Origin of the sequence: Bacillus sp. YBsi01 (assembly GCF_038406745.1) — a bacterium.
Taxonomy (GTDB): domain Bacteria; phylum Bacillota; class Bacilli; order Bacillales; family Bacillaceae; genus Bacillus; species Bacillus siamensis.
This window is the reverse complement of the sequence record NZ_CP151679.1, coordinates 2,992,501-3,007,500: the sequence shown is the minus strand read 5'-3', so window position 1 is coordinate 3,007,500 and position 15,000 is coordinate 2,992,501. Positions and strand designations below refer to the sequence as shown.

The following is a 15,000-nucleotide window of genomic DNA, read 5'->3' as shown; positions in this document are numbered from 1 at the left end:
GTACAAGCTTATGAGAAGACCCCGGAGAATAGACCTCTTACTTCCATCTGCTCATTTTTAAATTCCGCTGCTTCGCTTCTTTCAAATAAAAAAAGTATTTAGATTCAGCGACTTTCAGCTCAAACAGCACCTCAGCTGAGGGCTCAAGACTTTTATCGACCAGACTCTTCTGTCTGTTCCATTCTTCTTTTTGTTTAAAGAGCTGTTCAATCAGTTTGTCATCAAACTCTTTTCTTAATGTATTTCTGCGAAGAAAACCCATGCCTCGCCATTTCCTCCCTTACAATTCACGTCTTCCTTCAAGAGCTTTTGAAAGAGTGACCTCATCAGCATATTCCAAATCACCGCCGACGGGCAGACCGTGGGCAATACGGGAGAGCTTGATGCCTGAGGGCTTTAACAGCCTCGATATATACATCGCTGTTGCTTCCCCTTCAATATTAGGGTTGGTCGCGAGGATAACTTCTGTCACTTGATCATCCTGAAGACGCTTCAGCAGTTCCGGAATCTTAATATCCTCCGGGCCGATGCCGTCCATCGGAGAAATTGCGCCGTGAAGAACATGATACTGGCCGTTATATTCCTTCATCTTCTCCATTGCAATAACATCCTTAGGGTCCTGCACCACACAAATGACAGATCTATCTCTTCTTGTATCCTCGCATATATAACAAGGGTCCTGATCTGTAATATGTCCGCAGATCGAGCAATATGTCAGATTCCGCTTCGCATTGACGAGCGCCTTAGCAAAATCCAATACTGTGTCTTCTTTCATACCTAGAACAAAAAAAGCCAGACGAACCGCTGTTTTCGGTCCGATCCCTGGCAATTTCATAAAGCTGTCAATCAGCTTTGATATTGGTTCAGGATACTGCATGTTTATTTATCCCCCTAGAATAAACCCGGTATGTTCATTCCTTTTGTAAATTGTCCCATTGTCTCATTCGTCATGTCATCGACTTTCTTGAGGGCGTCGTTTGTCGCAGCAAGAACCAGGTCTTGAAGCATTTCGATATCTTCCGGATCAACGACTTCTTCTTTAATTGCAACGTCTACAACTTCTTTTTGGCCGTTGACTTTTACAGTCACCATTCCGCCGCCCGCTGTGCCTTCAAGCACTTTTTCAGCAAGCTCCTCCTGAGCCTTCGCCATATCTTTTTGCATTTTTTGCATTTGTTTCATCATTTTTTGCATGTTTCCCATTCCGCCACGCATATTCAATCACTCTCTTTCATCTTATTAGTCTTTTATTTCGATTAAATCCGCTCCGACAAGTTTTTTCGCCTCTGCAATCAGCGGATCTTCTTCAGCCGGTTCGTTTGATCCTTCACTTTCCTGCTGATGATCATTTAAAAATTCTTCTCTTATTTTACCCCATTGTGCTTCCGGAACGCCAATCAAATCCATTCTTTTCCCGAGCATTGATTCGAGAATCTGTTCAAGATTCGTACGGACTCCGTTATTGTCTTCAGCAACCATTTTACAATGGATTTCGTATTTAAATTTAAGCACAAACGCCTTCTGGGCAGCGGCCACCGGTTCACTGTCATTCAAAAGAGCCGCATGAGACACTTTATTCTGCTGTTTCAGGTGTGCCAGCAGCTTGCCCCAGCTGCTTTTAAGCTGTTCAAGGTCAGGCCTTGTGGCTTCCTTCAATATTTCATGAATTCTTCCGGCCGGGACTTTGTAATGGCTTTTTCCGCCTTTTTGAGGACGCGGGGCTTCTTTCGGAGCGCTTTCCGCCTGAACTTTCACCCCGGAGGTCTTCAGCCTTTCTACTTCCTGCTCAAGCTGCTGGATCTTATTCATCAGCATGCCGACCTCTGGGATATCTGCGGCGGCTTGCTGTGCCGTCTGGCATATTTTCACGACAGCCACTTCAAAAAAGATTCTCGGGTGGTTCGTCCACTTCATTTCCTGATGGCTTTTATTCAGGATATCAATCATCTCATATAAAGCGGGGGCCGGTATTTCACCGCTCAGACTCCGGAACGTTTCATCGACCTTCACCTTCTCCAGGACTCCTTCTAAACCGGGAGCAGCCTGGTACAAGAGCATATCCCTGAAATAGAAAATCATATCTTCAATCAGTTTGGCCGCATCTTTCCCCTGCTGGAGCAGTTCATTGAGTGTTTCCAATGCCTCGGAAACCTGTTTGCGGTGAAGAGCAGATGCCAGTTTTCCAATATAGTGCTGGGAAACGGCTCCGGTAATAAGCAGTGCATCATCCACCGACAGCTCCTCGCCGCTGAATGATACGGCTTGATCGAGCAGGCTCAGCGCGTCCCTCATTCCACCGTCTGCGGCGCTCGCTATGATATCAAGGGCGCCTTCTTCCACCTTCAGCTGCTCTGCATCGACGATTGTCTTCATTCGTCCGACAATTGCTTTGGATGTAATCCGTTTGAAGTCAAAACGCTGACATCTGGAGATAATGGTTAAAGGAATCTTATGAGGCTCAGTCGTAGCTAATATGAAAATGCAATGTGCCGGCGGTTCTTCCAGCGTTTTCAAAAGCGCATTGAATGCGCCGATAGAGAGCATATGCACCTCATCTATAATATATACCTTGTAGGTAACGGCCGACGGGGCGAATTTTACCTTGTCGCGGATGTCGCGGATTTCGTCTACACCGTTATTCGACGCCGCATCTATTTCAATCACATCTGATATAGAGCCGTTTGTGATCCCCTTGCACGCCGCGCATTCATTGCACGGTTCTTCTACAGGGGCGTGCTCACAGTTGACTGCTTTCGCAAATATTTTAGCTGCACTGGTTTTCCCCGTTCCCCGTGGTCCAGAAAACAGATATGCATGAGAAAATTTCTTTTGCAAAAGGGCATTTTGCAGCGTTTTCGTAATGTGTTCCTGTCCGACCACATCTTCAAACTGCTGAGGCCTAAATACTCGATATAAAGCTTGGTAACCCACAGGATGCGCCCTCCTCTGTTATTCATCATGTTTATTATACATGAACGGGCTTTTAACGCCAAAACCCGTTTTTCATACACGAAAAAACTCACCTGTCATAAACAGGTGAGTCTGAAATTTGATGATTGATTTACCGTGCACCTTCTGTCGATTCGCTACCCTAAGCGTTACTTAAGCAGTTAGCTCAGCCCAGGCAACCCTGCGGCACATGAGAGGTTTCACTTAATGCTGCTTCCTTCCGGACCTGACATGGTTCATGAATTCCCATTGCGCAGGACCCAGACGTCAACGCCACTTACTTAAGGCAGACCTTACAGTAAACGAACCTCGAGAAGGGATTCGGCCCCGCTAGAGCGGATTGCGGGTACAGGGCACCGCTACCTCCCCGCTTAGCACGGCAAAATAAATATCAAATTTTTATATGCGCACCATTTATGATGCACACATAAGTATATCTGCTTCAGGCAGAAAATGCAACCGTACTACTCAGACAACTTTTTCCTCATGTCTTTCTTTTGCCGGCGAAGCTTTCTGAAAAAAGCGCTGAGCATTTCTCCGCACTCTTCTTCAAGCACGCCGCTCACCACTTCCGCTTGGTGGTTGAACCGTTCTTCCTGCAGAAGGTTCATTAGCGTTCCTGTACAGCCTCCCTTGGGGTCGAATGCGCCGAACACGACCTTATCGACTCTGGAAAGCACGACGGCTCCCGCGCACATCGGGCACGGCTCTAAAGTGACATAAAGAACGGCGTCTTCAAGTCTCCATGTTCCCAGCTTGCGGCACGCTTCGTCTATCGCCAGCATTTCCGCGTGGGCAAGCGACCGCTGTTCGGTCTCCCGCAGATTATGCGCCCGCGCTACGATCTCATCATGCAGAACAAGGACGGCCCCGATCGGCACTTCGCCTTTCGCTTCTGCTTTTTCCGCTTCTTTTATGGCTTCTCTCATATAATATTCATCATTCATCGGTTCAAGCTCTCTTCTTAAGTTTTTTCATGTCTCATAAAGGTTAAAATAGGAATACCCCAGCAGAAAGGAGTTGCCGGCTTTGTCTGAACCTAACAACACAGCCCTTCTCATTGTCGATATGATTAACAATTTCCAATTTGATATGGGCGAACGTCTTGCTGAAAAAACCAAACAAATCGTCCCCCGTATTTTATCATTAAAGAAGCATGCAAAACAAAACAACTGGCCGATTATTTATATTAATGACCATTACGGGCTTTGGAAGGCGGATATTGATGCTATCAGGGAGGAATGCAGCAACGACAGAAGCGCATCCATAATAGAAGATATCTCGCCTCATCCGGATGATTATTTTCTCATTAAACCGAAGCATTCCGCTTTTTATGAAACGGCGCTTCATACTCTTCTGACCGAGCTGCAAGTGAATCGATTAATGATTACGGGGATTGCCGGGAATATTTGTGTGCTGTTCACGGCTAACGACGCTTATATGAGAGAATACAGCATTACCATCCCGAAAGACTGCACCGCTTCCAATAGCGACGAAGACAATGATTTCGCCTTGACGATGATGGAGAATGTTCTCTTCGCAGAAATAACCACGGAAAAACAAATTATCGACGAAAAATAAACATGATCGGCCTCCTTTTTTCATACATTTGATAGCGGATATGAAAGGAGGCGTTTTTCATTCAGATCTATGTAGTGAAACGGGGCGACACGCTTTCCGCTATTGCGGCGCGCTACCGGACATCCGCAAATGTCATTGCGGAAGCAAATAAACTGCCTAATCCCAATACACTGGTTGTCGGACAAACTCTTGTCATCCCGATTGAGGGTCAATATTACGAAGTGAAACAAGGCGATACTCTTGCGGCAATCGCCGGCCGTTTTCATATATCGGCCGCGGAGCTCGCGAGGGTGAACGGAATTCAGCTCAGCACCCCATTGCAAAGCGGGACCCGCCTTTACATTCCGCAGCAGACAAATAAGCCCGATATCGAATCAAATGCCTATATAGAACCGCGGGGAACGAGCGTAAGCGCTAATCTGCAGCAGGCGGCAAGAGAGGCCTCACCTTATTTAACATACCTCGGCGCATTCAGTTTTCAAGTGCAGCGGAACGGGACTTTAAAGGAACCGCCTCTCACCAATTTAAGAAGCATCAGTGACAGGCACAACACCGCACTGATGATGATCATCACCAACCTTGAAAATGACGCATTCAGTGATGATCTCGGGCGGCTCATTTTGAATGATAATACCGTGAAAACAAAACTCTTTCAGGAAATCGTCTCCACGGCTCAAAAGCACGGCTTTCGCGATATTCATTTTGATTTCGAATATTTACGTCCTCAGGACAGAGAAGCCTACAATCGTTTTTTACGTGAAGCGAGGACGATTTTTCACCGTCAAGGCTGGAAGATTTCAACGGCGCTTGCTCCGAAAACGAGCGCGACCCAGGCCGGCAAATGGTATGAAGCACATGACTACAGGGCACATGGAGAAATCGTCGATTTTGTCGTCATCATGACATATGAGTGGGGATACAGCGGGGGCCCGGCTCAGGCCGTATCACCAATCGGCCCTGTAAGGAATGTCATTGAGTATGCGCTGACAGAAATGCCTGCTTCAAAAATCGTCATGGGCCAGAATATGTACGGCTATGATTGGACACTGCCTTTCAAACAGGGAACGACAGCGAAAGCCGTCAGTCCTCAGCAGGCAATCGCTCTGGCAGCACGCTATAAAGTTGACATTCAATATGACGAAACCGCCCAGGCTCCATTCTTTCGATACACGGATGAAAATCAGAGACGGCATGAAGTATGGTTTGAAGACGCACGATCCATTCAAGCGAAATTCAATTTAATTAAAGAACTTCATTTAAGAGGAATCAGCTATTGGAAACTCGGCCTCTCCTTCCCGCAAAACTGGCTTTTGCTCGGAGATCAATTTCATATTGTGAAAGAGACGTTTCGTTAATTGGAAGCGTCTTTTTTCATGGGCTTTTCTGAGAGTGTGATACAATATAAAGGCCGGCAGATGACGGATGTTTGCAGAATTAAGGAGGATTTTCAATGAACAGAGCCCCTTTTATCGCGGTAGAAGGTCCTATCGGGGCGGGAAAAACGACACTCGCTTCTATGCTTTCTGAAGAGCTCGGTTTTCCTATGATTAATGAGATTGTGGAAGACAACCCTTATCTTGATAAGTTCTATGATAATATCGAGGAGTGGAGTTTCCAGCTTGAAATGTTTTTTCTCTGTCACAGGTATAAACAGCTTGAAGATACAGATCGTGATTACTTAAAACAAGGACAGCCCGTTTTGTCCGATTATCATATTTATAAAAACGTTATTTTCGCAGAGCGCACATTGCACGGACAAAAGCTTGAGAAATATAAGCAGATTTATCATCTGCTCACTCACGACTTGCCGAAACCGAATGTTATTGTATACATAAAGGCAAGCCTGCCGACATTGCTTCAACGCATCGAAAAACGCGGGCGCCCGTTTGAGAAAAACATCGAGCATCAATATCTGGAACGTCTCATTGCAGATTATGACACAGCCATCAGACAGCTTCAGGAAGAAGATCCGGATATATCTGTACTGACCATTGACGGTGATACCGAAGACTTTGTTTTGAATAAGACAGACTATGAAAGAATTGCCCGTCAGGTAAAGGAGCTTATTAAATGAAAGACATTCATATTCCAAACAACGCCATTATAACAGTAGCGGGAACGGTAGGAGTCGGAAAATCGACTTTAACCAAGGCTTTAGCAAAACGGCTCGGCTTTAATACCTCGCTTGAAGAAGTGGATGAAAACCCTTATTTAGAGAAGTTTTATCATGATTTTGAGCGCTGGAGCTTTCACTTGCAAATTTATTTTCTGGCTGAGCGGTTCAAGGAACAGAAAAACATCTTTGAATCAGGCGGCGGATTCGTGCAGGATCGTTCGATTTATGAAGATACAGGCATATTCGCAAAAATGCATGCCGATAAAGGTACCATGTCGCTGACAGATTACAAAACATATACAAGCCTTTTTGAAGCGATGGTCATGACGCCATACTTCCCGCACCCTGATGTTTTGATCTATTTAGAAGGTGATCTTGAAAACATTATAGAACGGATTGAAAAGCGCGGCCGCGATATGGAGCTGCAGACAAACCGCTCCTATTGGGAAGAGATGTATAAACGGTACGAAGACTGGATCAGCGGTTTTAACGCCTGCCCTGTGCTGAAAGTGCGCATCGAAGATTATGACCTTGAAGCTGATGAACAGTCACTGGAACCTTTGATCGAAAAAATCAGCCGCGTGATCAACGAAAACAGAAATAAGTAAAAATAAGAAAGCGATTTTCCCCGAACAGAGAAAATCGCTTTTTTTGTATATAAAAAATCCGCTGCATCAGATGCAGCGGACAAAACAATCTCCAATATATGCTCGAGTTTCATTAGGTTTAAAATCAATATGGCGGAGGAAGAGGGATTCGAACCCCCGCGGGCTTTGACACCCCTGTCGGTTTTCAAGACCGATCCCTTCAGCCAGACTTGGGTATTCCTCCGTATCGACATTTAATAATATACCACATGACTTATTTTTCAGTCAAGCGCTTTTTTCATATTTTTTATTTCTTTTCTTAAACAGCTTGTCCGTCAGCTTTACTATCATACAAAAGACTCGTATCCAAAATCAACCGCTTTCTGTTATACGGCAGGAAAACACAGTGAAAACCAAGAATACATTCAAATAGATAACCTGTTCATAAAGGTGGAGAACACAATGAAAGTCATAATCGCACCGGATTCTTTTAAAGAGAGCATGACAGCAAAAGAAGCTGCCGACAGCATAGAAAAAGGATTCAAATCAGTCTTCCCTGATGCTGAATATATCAAGATACCCGCGGCGGACGGCGGAGAAGGAACCGTTCAGGCTTTAACGGAGGCCACCGGGGGGAGAATCATTAATAAAACAGTGACCGGTCCGCTGGGAACCCCGGTAAACGCCGTATACGGACTTCTGGGAAACGGACGCACGGCAGTCATTGAAATAGCAGAAGCATCAGGACTTCATCTCATCCCCCGTCATCTCAGAGATCCGTTGAACACTACAACAAGAGGAACGGGTGAACTGATAGCAGATGCAGCTTCCCGCGGGGTGAGTGAAATCATCATCGGTCTTGGCGGGAGCGCAACCAATGACGGCGGGACCGGGATGGCGAGCGCGCTCGGTGTGAGTTTCTTAAATGAGGAAGGTCAGGAGATACCTGACGGCGGAGGCTCGCTGCACACCCTGGCTTCTATCGATATAAGCGGCCTCTCCCCTGATCTGAAAAATATCCGTATCCGTGCCGCATGCGATGTCGAAAATCCTCTGACCGGGGAAAACGGCGCATCATATGTCTTTGGCCCGCAAAAAGGGGCTTCCGAGAAGACAAAAGTTGTATTGGATCGCAATTTACACCATTTCGCTGATGTATTGAGACGGCAGCACGATATTGAAGCGGATACCGTAAAAGGCGCAGGCGCTGCAGGAGGTTTAGGCGCAGGGCTGATCGCCTTCTTACAAGCCGACCTTCAACGCGGGATTGACGTTGTATTAGATACACTGTCCTTTTCAGATCAGATAGAAGGCGCTGACCTTATCATCACCGGAGAGGGGCAGATTGACGGACAAACAATATTCGGCAAAACCCCCGCAGGAATTGCGGCACGCGCAGCCGCTCAAAAAATTCCCGTTATCGCATTAGCGGGTTCCTTGGGAAAAGACTTTGAACATGTATACAACGGAGGAATAACAGCTGTATTTTCTATCGTGCCGGGCGCTGTAAGTCTTGAAGATGCCTTAGCATCAGGCCGTTTTAACCTTGAAAGCACAGCCCGGAATGTCGCCGCTTTATACCAAACAGCAAAAAAGGCGCGCCTCTAGGGCGCACCTTTTTATGGTTTGATGACTTCTTTATTTCCCATATAAGGACGAAGCACTTTCGGAATGACGACACTCCCGTCTTCCTGCTGGTAGTTTTCCAAGATGGCAGCTACTGTTCTGCCGACTGCCAGACCGGAACCGTTTAATGTATGCACATGCTCCGGCTTGCCTTTCGCTTCGCGTCTGAATCGAATGTTTGCGCGTCTCGCCTGGAAGGCCTCAAAGTTGCTGCAAGAAGAAATTTCACGATATGTGTCTTGGCTTGGAATCCATACTTCAATATCGTACTTTTTCGCAGCTGTAAAGCCGAGATCTCCGGTACACATGCTCATGACACGATACGGCAGTTCGAGCAGCTGAAGCACCCGTTCAGCTTGATTTGTCAATTTTTCAAGCTCCTCATAAGAATCTTCCGGCTTCACGAATTTCACAAGCTCAACCTTGTTGAATTGATGCTGGCGGATCAAACCGCGTGTATCACGGCCAGCAGATCCCGCTTCTGAACGGAAGCAGGCGCTGAATGCGGCATAATTAATCGGCAGGTCTTCGCCGGATAAGATTTCATCGCGGTGCATATTTGTGATCGGCACTTCCGCCGTCGGAATTAAGAAATAATCCTCTTCCCTGATTTTAAAAGCATCCTCTTCAAATTTAGGAAGCTGTCCCGTCCCTGTCATGCTCGTACGGTTTACCATATAAGGAGGAATGACTTCCGTGTAATCATACTCATCAACGTGAAGATCCAGCATAAAGTTGTAGAGCGCGCGTTCGAGACGGGCCCCTAGTCCTTTATAAAACACAAACCGGCTTCCCGTTACTTTTGAAGCGCGTTCGAAATCAAGGATGTTCAAGCGGTCAGCGATATCCCAATGCGGTTTCGGCTCATATGCAAACGCCGGCGCCTCTCCCCACTTGCGAATTTCAATGTTATCATCTTCCGTTTCCCCGACAGGCACTGAATCGTGCGGGATGTTCGGAATAGACAGAAGGATGGTTTCGAGCGTGGTTTCCACCGTGCGAAGCTCTTCATCAAGCTTCTTAATTTCTTCGCCTACTTCACGCATTTCTTTAATAATATGATCAGCGTCTTTTTTCTCCCGTTTCAAAACGGCGACCTGCTGAGACACTTCGTTGCGTTTTCCCTTCAGTTCTTCTACTTTGCCGATAAGTTCTCTTCTTTTTTCATCAAGCTCTTCAAACTTATCAAAGTCAGATAAGTCTTCGCCTTTAGGAATGAGCTTCGCTTTTACTTCTTGAAAATTGGCTCTCAGGACCTTCGTATCAATCATACATAACAACTCCTATCTGTTTTTATCGAAAATAAAAAAGAGCCCTCATCCCCTAAAAGGGACGAGAGCTCTCGCGTTGCCACCCTGATTGAAAACAAGCTTACACTTGCTTCCCGCTTTAACACATAACGGTTTTCCCGTAAATGCCTACTTGTTTTCAGCATTTCGCTCAAGGACGGATTCGGACAGCATCTTCCACCGATTCGCACCACCCATCGGCTCTCTTTGAAAGAGAGGCTTCCTACTGCTTCCTGTCAACGCTTTTCGATCTTTATTTGTGTTTATAATGTACTATAAGTATCAGCGGTTTTCAACTGTTTTATACAGCTGTTTCCCGCTTATGCTTTTCCGCCATCTTCACAAACAGCTCTGTCACCCGGTGGTCATCCGTCAGTTCAGGATGGAACGAGCAGCCGAGCAAATGCCCCTGCTTTGCAGCCACGATGCGTCCGTTATGCTCACAAAGCACTTCAACATCTTCTCCGGCTTCTAAAATGTGCGGCGCGCGAATAAATACACCCGTAAACGGCTCATCAAGGCCTTTAATCGTCAGGTCAGCTTCAAAGCTGTCGACCTGACGGCCAAAGGAATTACGCTCGACAACTACGTCTAACAGCCCTAAATGAGCATGATCGGTTCCCGCAATCTCTTTGGCTAAAATAATCAGACCGGCGCATGTGCCGAACATCGGCTTGCCTTGAGCGGCAAACTCGCGAAGCGGCTCCATAAAATGATACGTATCCATTAAACGCCGCATTGTCGTGCTTTCTCCGCCCGGCAGGATTAAGCCGTCGATGTCATTCAGCTGTTCAGGACGCTTAATGACAACACCTTTTGAACCACATGCTTCAATTGAACGAATATGTTCTCTTACTGCTCCTTGAAGTCCAAGTACACCAATTGTTAACATGCTTCCAGCTCTCCTATGGTTTTACCAGCCGCGTTCTTGCATACGCTGTTCCGGCAATAGATTTGAGATTTCGATTCCTTTCATCGCTGTGCCCAATTCTTTAGAAAGCTCAGCAATCAGTTTGTAATCTGTGTAGTGAGTCGTTGCTTCCACAATTGCTTTGGCGAATTTAGCAGGGTTGTCTGATTTGAAAATACCTGAACCGACAAATACGCCGTCAGCGCCCAGCTGCATCATCAATGCCGCATCAGCAGGCGTCGCCACTCCGCCGGCAGCAAAGTTGACAACAGGCAATTTGCCGTCACGTTTGATTTGAAGCAGCAGCTCATATGGTGCACCGAGGTTTTTCGCTTCAGTCATCAGCTCATCATCGCTCATCGCCGCAACTTTGCGCACTTGCGCGTTTACTTTTCTCATATGACGGACAGCTTCCACAATGTTTCCTGTTCCCGGTTCGCCTTTTGTACGAAGCATGGAAGCTCCTTCAGCGATACGGCGCGTTGCTTCGCCGAGATCACGGCATCCGCATACGAACGGAACAGTATATTCATTTTTATTTAAATGAAATTCTTCGTCAGCCGGAGTCAGAACTTCACTTTCATCGATGTAATCTACTCCCATTGCTTCAAGGACACGCGCTTCAACGATATGTCCGATACGCGCTTTTGCCATTACGGGAATGGATACAGCATTCATTACTTCTTCAACGATTGTCGGGTCAGCCATGCGGGCTACACCGCCGGCAGCACGAATATCAGCCGGAACTCGTTCTAACGCCATTACGGCAACAGCTCCCGCCTCTTCCGCAATCTTCGCTTGTTCAGCATTTACAACGTCCATGATGACGCCGCCTTTTTGCATTTCCGCCATTCCGCGTTTTACACGGTCAGTACCTGTTTGAGCCATTATTTGGTCCCCCTAGTCAATGTATAGTTAGATAATTTCTATCTCTTATTGTATCCCAGAAATACAATATTTCATATGGATATTCTTATTTTACAGTGTGACGGAAGAGATAGATATCATTTTTTACTAACAATTTGGTTTTTTCAGTATATTAAGCAAAAGAGCCCTAACTTTCATCAGAGCTCTTTCTTATTTCTTAAAACCAGCCTGTTACCGTATCAACGGCGCTGTTCCAGATTCCGGAGAAGAAACCGCCGATGCCGCGCATCATCTGAACAAACCAGTTTGCTTTATCTACATCATTTTTCGTTACAAGATTCACGCTGAACTCTTTGGATTTGAGGAAGCCGTAGTCTTTGTCACTGCCTTTGTATGTAACTTTCAGCGTTCCGACTTTCGTTCCTTTTTTCACAGGAGCCGTGATTTCTTTTTTATCTAAAGTCACTTCGGCTTTATAGTTCTTTTCATCCCCGCTTTTCACAGGAATAGAAAGCGCCTTATCAGTCACAATATCGACTTGCTTGTCTTTCCCTTTATCAACGTCAATCGTTTTGTGCCCTTTTACTTGAGAGCCTTCAGGGTAAAGATCTTTCATTGAGAAATTGCTGTTAAATGCGTAATCGAGCATTTTTTTCGTTTCATCAAATCGTCCGGTATGCAGGTTGCCTTTTGCGTTTAACACAACGGTGATGACCCGCATTCCGTTCCGCTGTGCGGTGCTTGTAAAACAAGATCCCGCAGAATCAGTAGAACCCGTTTTTAACCCGTCAACGCCGGGATATTCAGAAACAAGGCCTTTTAACATGAAGTTCCAGTTCGGCATGTCCATTTCATCATCAGTGCCGGCTCTGAATTTCGTCTTAGCGATGCTTGTTGTTTTCAGAACTTCCGGATAATCAGTGATCAGGCGGTCTGCAAGAAGCGCCATGTCTTTTGCAGAAACTTCACTCTCTTCTTTAACGCCTTCTCCTTGCGGCTGCTTGCCGTGAAGGTCTTCATTCACAAGCCCGGTGGCATTTTTAAAATCATAGTTTGTCATGCCTAATTCTTTGGCTTTCGCATTCATTTCAGCGACAAACTTCGTTTCAGTTCCGGCAAGAATTTCGGCAACTGCAATCGCGGCTCCGTTAGCAGAGTAAATCGCCATGGCCTGGTACAGTTCTTTGACTGTGTATTTGCCGTCTTTCCGAAGAGGGACGTTTGATAAACTGTTGTCTTGAGAAATTTCATAGACGTAATCATCAGGAGTATACGTTTGATCCCATTTCACTTTTCCTTCTTTAATGGCTTCCAGAAGCAGGTATTCAGTCATCATTTTTGTCATACTGGCAATCGGCAGTCTTTTGTCTGCATTTTTACTGTATAAGATTTTCCCCGATGAAGCCTCAATCATTATCGCAGCTGAAGCATTGACATCAACCGGGTCATTGCCGGCTGCCTCCGCTTTAGACATTGGAACAAAGCAAGTTGCGGCCAGTGCCAGTACCACTAATGACACTAACAGCTGTTTCCATTTCGTGATGTTCAATCTTAAGACCTCCGTCATTCATTTTAAATCTATAATTAAGCCGTTAAGGACATATTCAAATTCAAAACACAACAGTATAAATTTTATCACACTCGATATAAAAAAAATAGACAGAGTCAGCGACCCTGTCAAATGTTTTTTATTTGTAACAATTATGAGATTGTATAGTTTGGTGATTCTTTCGTAATTTGAACATCATGCGGATGGCTTTCGCGAAGACCTGCTCCTGTCATACGGATGAATTGAGCTTCTTCTCTTAAAGCGCGTAAGTCTTTTGAACCGCAGTATCCCATACCTGAACGAAGACCGCCGACAAGCTGATACACTGTTTCTTCTACAGGACCTTTGTACGGAGTCCGTCCTTCGATACCTTCAGGGACGAATTTCTTATTTTCTTCTTGGAAATATCGATCTTTACTGCCTTTTTCCATGGCAGCGACAGAACCCATACCGCGATACACTTTAAATCTTCTGCCTTGATAGATTTCAGTCTCTCCCGGGCTTTCTGAAGTACCGGCAAGCAGGCTTCCAAGCATTACGGCATGTCCGCCGGATGCCAATGCTTTCGTAATATCACCGGAGAATTTAATACCGCCGTCCGCGATAATTGTTGCGCCGTGTTTTCTTGCTTCAGTGGCACAATCATAAATGGCAGTGATTTGCGGTACGCCTACACCTGCAACGACGCGTGTCGTACAGATGGAACCAGGCCCGATTCCCACTTTTACAATGTTTGCTCCGGCTTCAATCAAAGCCTTTGTCGCTTCAGCCGTTGCCACATTTCCTGCGATAATGTTCAGTTCAGGATATGTTTCACGGATTTTCGCAACCGTGTTCAGTACGCCTCTGGAATGTCCATGAGCCGTATCGACCACAATCACGTCGACATTCGCTTCAACAAGCTTGCTGACGCGTGTCATTGTATCGCCTGTCACGCCTACCGCAGCGCCGACAATAAGGCGTCCGTGTTCATCTTTAGATGAATTCGGGAATTCGATAACCTTTTCAATATCTTTGATCGTGATAAGACCTTTTAATTTGTTTTGATCATCCACTAATGGAAGTTTTTCAATTTTATGTTTCTGTAAGATTTTTTCTGCTTCGTCTAATGTGGTGCCTACAGGAGCCGTAACCAGCTCTTCTTTTGTCATCACGTCACTGATTTTCATTGAATAATCAGAGATAAAGCGAAGATCACGGTTTGTAATGATTCCGACAAGCTTTTGATCGTCTTTATTATCTACGATCGGAACACCGGAAATTCTGTATTTCCCCATCAAATGCTCCGCATCGAATACTTGATGATCAGGTGTTAAAAAGAAGGGATTTGTAATAACGCCCCGTTCAGAACGTTTGACTTTGTCAACATGTTCAGCCTGCTGTTCGATGGACATGTTTTTATGGATAATGCCCAAGCCGCCCTGTCTGGCCATCGCAATCGCCATAGCTGATTCTGTTACTGTATCCATTCCCGCACTGATGACAGGAATATTAAGCTTTAACGTTTTTGTCAGTTCAACAGATAA

Annotated in this window: 15 protein-coding genes, 1 tRNA gene, 1 other RNA gene and 1 other annotated feature (1 of these 18 only partly in view); of the genes, 5 read left to right on the top strand and 12 right to left on the bottom strand. The window is 45.7% G+C overall.

The genetic code is table 11. The features are described 5' to 3' along the window. Window positions 1-37: 37 nt before the first annotated feature. From AADZ70_RS15100 to tadA, 6 genes are all read right to left on the bottom strand, one after another. Window positions 38-262: a YaaL family protein gene (locus tag AADZ70_RS15100; protein WP_016937295.1), complete on the bottom strand. Its 225-nt coding sequence runs from the start codon at window positions 260-262 to the stop codon at window positions 38-40. Between the two features lie 18 nt (window positions 263-280). Beyond that, window positions 281-877, bottom strand: a complete 597-nt coding sequence (recR, locus tag AADZ70_RS15095; protein WP_016937296.1) for a recombination protein RecR — start codon at window positions 875-877, stop codon at window positions 281-283. A gap of 14 nt (window positions 878-891) precedes the next feature. Beyond that, the gene (locus AADZ70_RS15090; RefSeq protein WP_003150700.1) at window positions 892-1,215 is read right to left on the bottom strand and encodes a YbaB/EbfC family nucleoid-associated protein; all 324 of its coding nucleotides are present in this window, start codon (window positions 1,213-1,215) and stop codon (window positions 892-894) included. A 24-nt stretch (window positions 1,216-1,239) separates the two neighbouring features. Next, a complete protein-coding gene (gene dnaX, locus AADZ70_RS15085) occupies window positions 1,240-2,931 on the bottom strand; it encodes a DNA polymerase III subunit gamma/tau (protein WP_342007286.1) in 1,692 nt (563 codons plus the stop codon). A gap of 133 nt (window positions 2,932-3,064) precedes the next feature. Beyond that, an RNA gene (gene ffs, locus AADZ70_RS15080) (signal recognition particle sRNA large type) lies at window positions 3,065-3,329 on the bottom strand. Window positions 3,330-3,413: 84 nt separating this feature from the next. Continuing rightward, entirely contained in the window at window positions 3,414-3,896 is a 483-nt protein-coding gene (gene tadA, locus AADZ70_RS15075; protein ID WP_045926873.1) for a tRNA adenosine(34) deaminase TadA, read from the bottom strand. Between the two features lie 121 nt (window positions 3,897-4,017). Between tadA and AADZ70_RS15070 the strand changes: the two genes are divergently transcribed. The 4 genes from AADZ70_RS15070 (at window position 4,018) to dck (ending at window position 7,254) form a co-directional block, all read left to right on the top strand. Then, window positions 4,018-4,530 (top strand): isochorismatase family cysteine hydrolase, encoded by a 513-nt coding sequence (locus AADZ70_RS15070; RefSeq protein WP_045926878.1) that lies wholly within the window; start codon window positions 4,018-4,020, stop codon window positions 4,528-4,530. Window positions 4,531-4,595: 65 nt separating this feature from the next. Then, window positions 4,596-5,885 (top strand): glycoside hydrolase family 18 protein, encoded by a 1,290-nt coding sequence (locus AADZ70_RS15065; protein WP_197083944.1) that lies wholly within the window; start codon window positions 4,596-4,598, stop codon window positions 5,883-5,885. 95 nt (window positions 5,886-5,980) lie between these two features. Beyond that, entirely contained in the window at window positions 5,981-6,604 is a 624-nt protein-coding gene (locus tag AADZ70_RS15060; protein WP_013350734.1) for a deoxynucleoside kinase, read from the top strand. Beyond that, window positions 6,601-7,254 (top strand): deoxyadenosine/deoxycytidine kinase, encoded by a 654-nt coding sequence (dck, locus tag AADZ70_RS15055; protein WP_016937302.1) that lies wholly within the window; start codon window positions 6,601-6,603, stop codon window positions 7,252-7,254. Before AADZ70_RS15060 ends, dck begins: the two co-directional genes overlap by 4 nt. 130 nt (window positions 7,255-7,384) lie before the next feature. Here dck and AADZ70_RS15050 read toward each other — a convergent pair. After that, window positions 7,385-7,477: transfer RNA gene (locus AADZ70_RS15050), tRNA-Ser, on the bottom strand. A gap of 218 nt (window positions 7,478-7,695) precedes the next feature. On the opposite strand from AADZ70_RS15050, the gene AADZ70_RS15045 reads away from it, so the two are divergent. After that, the gene (locus tag AADZ70_RS15045) at window positions 7,696-8,841 is read left to right on the top strand and encodes a glycerate kinase (protein WP_342007285.1); all 1,146 of its coding nucleotides are present in this window, start codon (window positions 7,696-7,698) and stop codon (window positions 8,839-8,841) included. 11 nt (window positions 8,842-8,852) lie between these two features. On the opposite strand, the gene serS is transcribed toward AADZ70_RS15045, so the two are convergent. The 5 genes from serS to guaB form a co-directional block, all read right to left on the bottom strand. After that, the gene (gene serS / locus AADZ70_RS15040; protein ID WP_095242204.1) at window positions 8,853-10,130 is read right to left on the bottom strand and encodes a serine--tRNA ligase; all 1,278 of its coding nucleotides are present in this window, start codon (window positions 10,128-10,130) and stop codon (window positions 8,853-8,855) included. A gap of 54 nt (window positions 10,131-10,184) precedes the next feature. Further along, window positions 10,185-10,397 (bottom strand) — a binding site (T-box leader). Between the two features lie 52 nt (window positions 10,398-10,449). After that, window positions 10,450-11,040, bottom strand: coding sequence for a pyridoxal 5'-phosphate synthase glutaminase subunit PdxT (gene pdxT, locus AADZ70_RS15035; RefSeq protein ID WP_269773813.1), 591 nt, complete (start codon window positions 11,038-11,040; stop codon window positions 10,450-10,452). 21 nt (window positions 11,041-11,061) lie between these two features. Further along, window positions 11,062-11,946: a pyridoxal 5'-phosphate synthase lyase subunit PdxS gene (gene pdxS, locus AADZ70_RS15030; protein WP_016937306.1), complete on the bottom strand. Its 885-nt coding sequence runs from the start codon at window positions 11,944-11,946 to the stop codon at window positions 11,062-11,064. A gap of 196 nt (window positions 11,947-12,142) precedes the next feature. Then, window positions 12,143-13,474 carry a D-alanyl-D-alanine carboxypeptidase gene (gene dacA / locus AADZ70_RS15025; RefSeq protein ID WP_016937307.1) on the bottom strand — a complete coding sequence of 444 codons (1,332 nt, stop codon included), beginning with the start codon at window positions 13,472-13,474 and terminating at the stop codon, window positions 12,143-12,145. A 152-nt stretch (window positions 13,475-13,626) separates the two neighbouring features. Next, window positions 13,627-15,000, bottom strand: the 3' portion of a protein-coding gene (gene guaB, locus AADZ70_RS15020) for an IMP dehydrogenase (RefSeq protein WP_003150717.1). It continues 93 nt past the right edge of the window; only the last 1,374 of its 1,467 coding nucleotides appear in the window; the start codon falls outside the window, past its right edge — the gene reads right to left on this strand; the stop codon is at window positions 13,627-13,629.

Coding starts and splice junctions, on each gene's coding strand:
- pdxT (WP_269773813.1), bottom strand. CDS start 11,040: ATGTTAACAATTGGTGTACTTGGACTTCAAGGAGCAGTAAGAGAACAT.
- pdxS (WP_016937306.1), bottom strand. CDS start 11,946: ATGGCTCAAACAGGTACTGACCGTGTAAAACGCGGAATGGCGGAAATG.
- AADZ70_RS15045 (WP_342007285.1), top strand. CDS start 7,696: ATGAAAGTCATAATCGCACCGGATTCTTTTAAAGAGAGCATGACAGCA.
- tadA (WP_045926873.1), bottom strand. CDS start 3,896: ATGAATGATGAATATTATATGAGAGAAGCCATAAAAGAAGCGGAAAAA.
- AADZ70_RS15090 (WP_003150700.1), bottom strand. CDS start 1,215: ATGCGTGGCGGAATGGGAAACATGCAAAAAATGATGAAACAAATGCAA.
- AADZ70_RS15100 (WP_016937295.1), bottom strand. CDS start 262: ATGGGTTTTCTTCGCAGAAATACATTAAGAAAAGAGTTTGATGACAAA.
- serS (WP_095242204.1), bottom strand. CDS start 10,130: ATGATTGATACGAAGGTCCTGAGAGCCAATTTTCAAGAAGTAAAAGCG.
- dck (WP_016937302.1), top strand. CDS start 6,601: ATGAAAGACATTCATATTCCAAACAACGCCATTATAACAGTAGCGGGA.
- AADZ70_RS15060 (WP_013350734.1), top strand. CDS start 5,981: ATGAACAGAGCCCCTTTTATCGCGGTAGAAGGTCCTATCGGGGCGGGA.
- recR (WP_016937296.1), bottom strand. CDS start 877: ATGCAGTATCCTGAACCAATATCAAAGCTGATTGACAGCTTTATGAAA.
- AADZ70_RS15070 (WP_045926878.1), top strand. CDS start 4,018: ATGATTAACAATTTCCAATTTGATATGGGCGAACGTCTTGCTGAAAAA.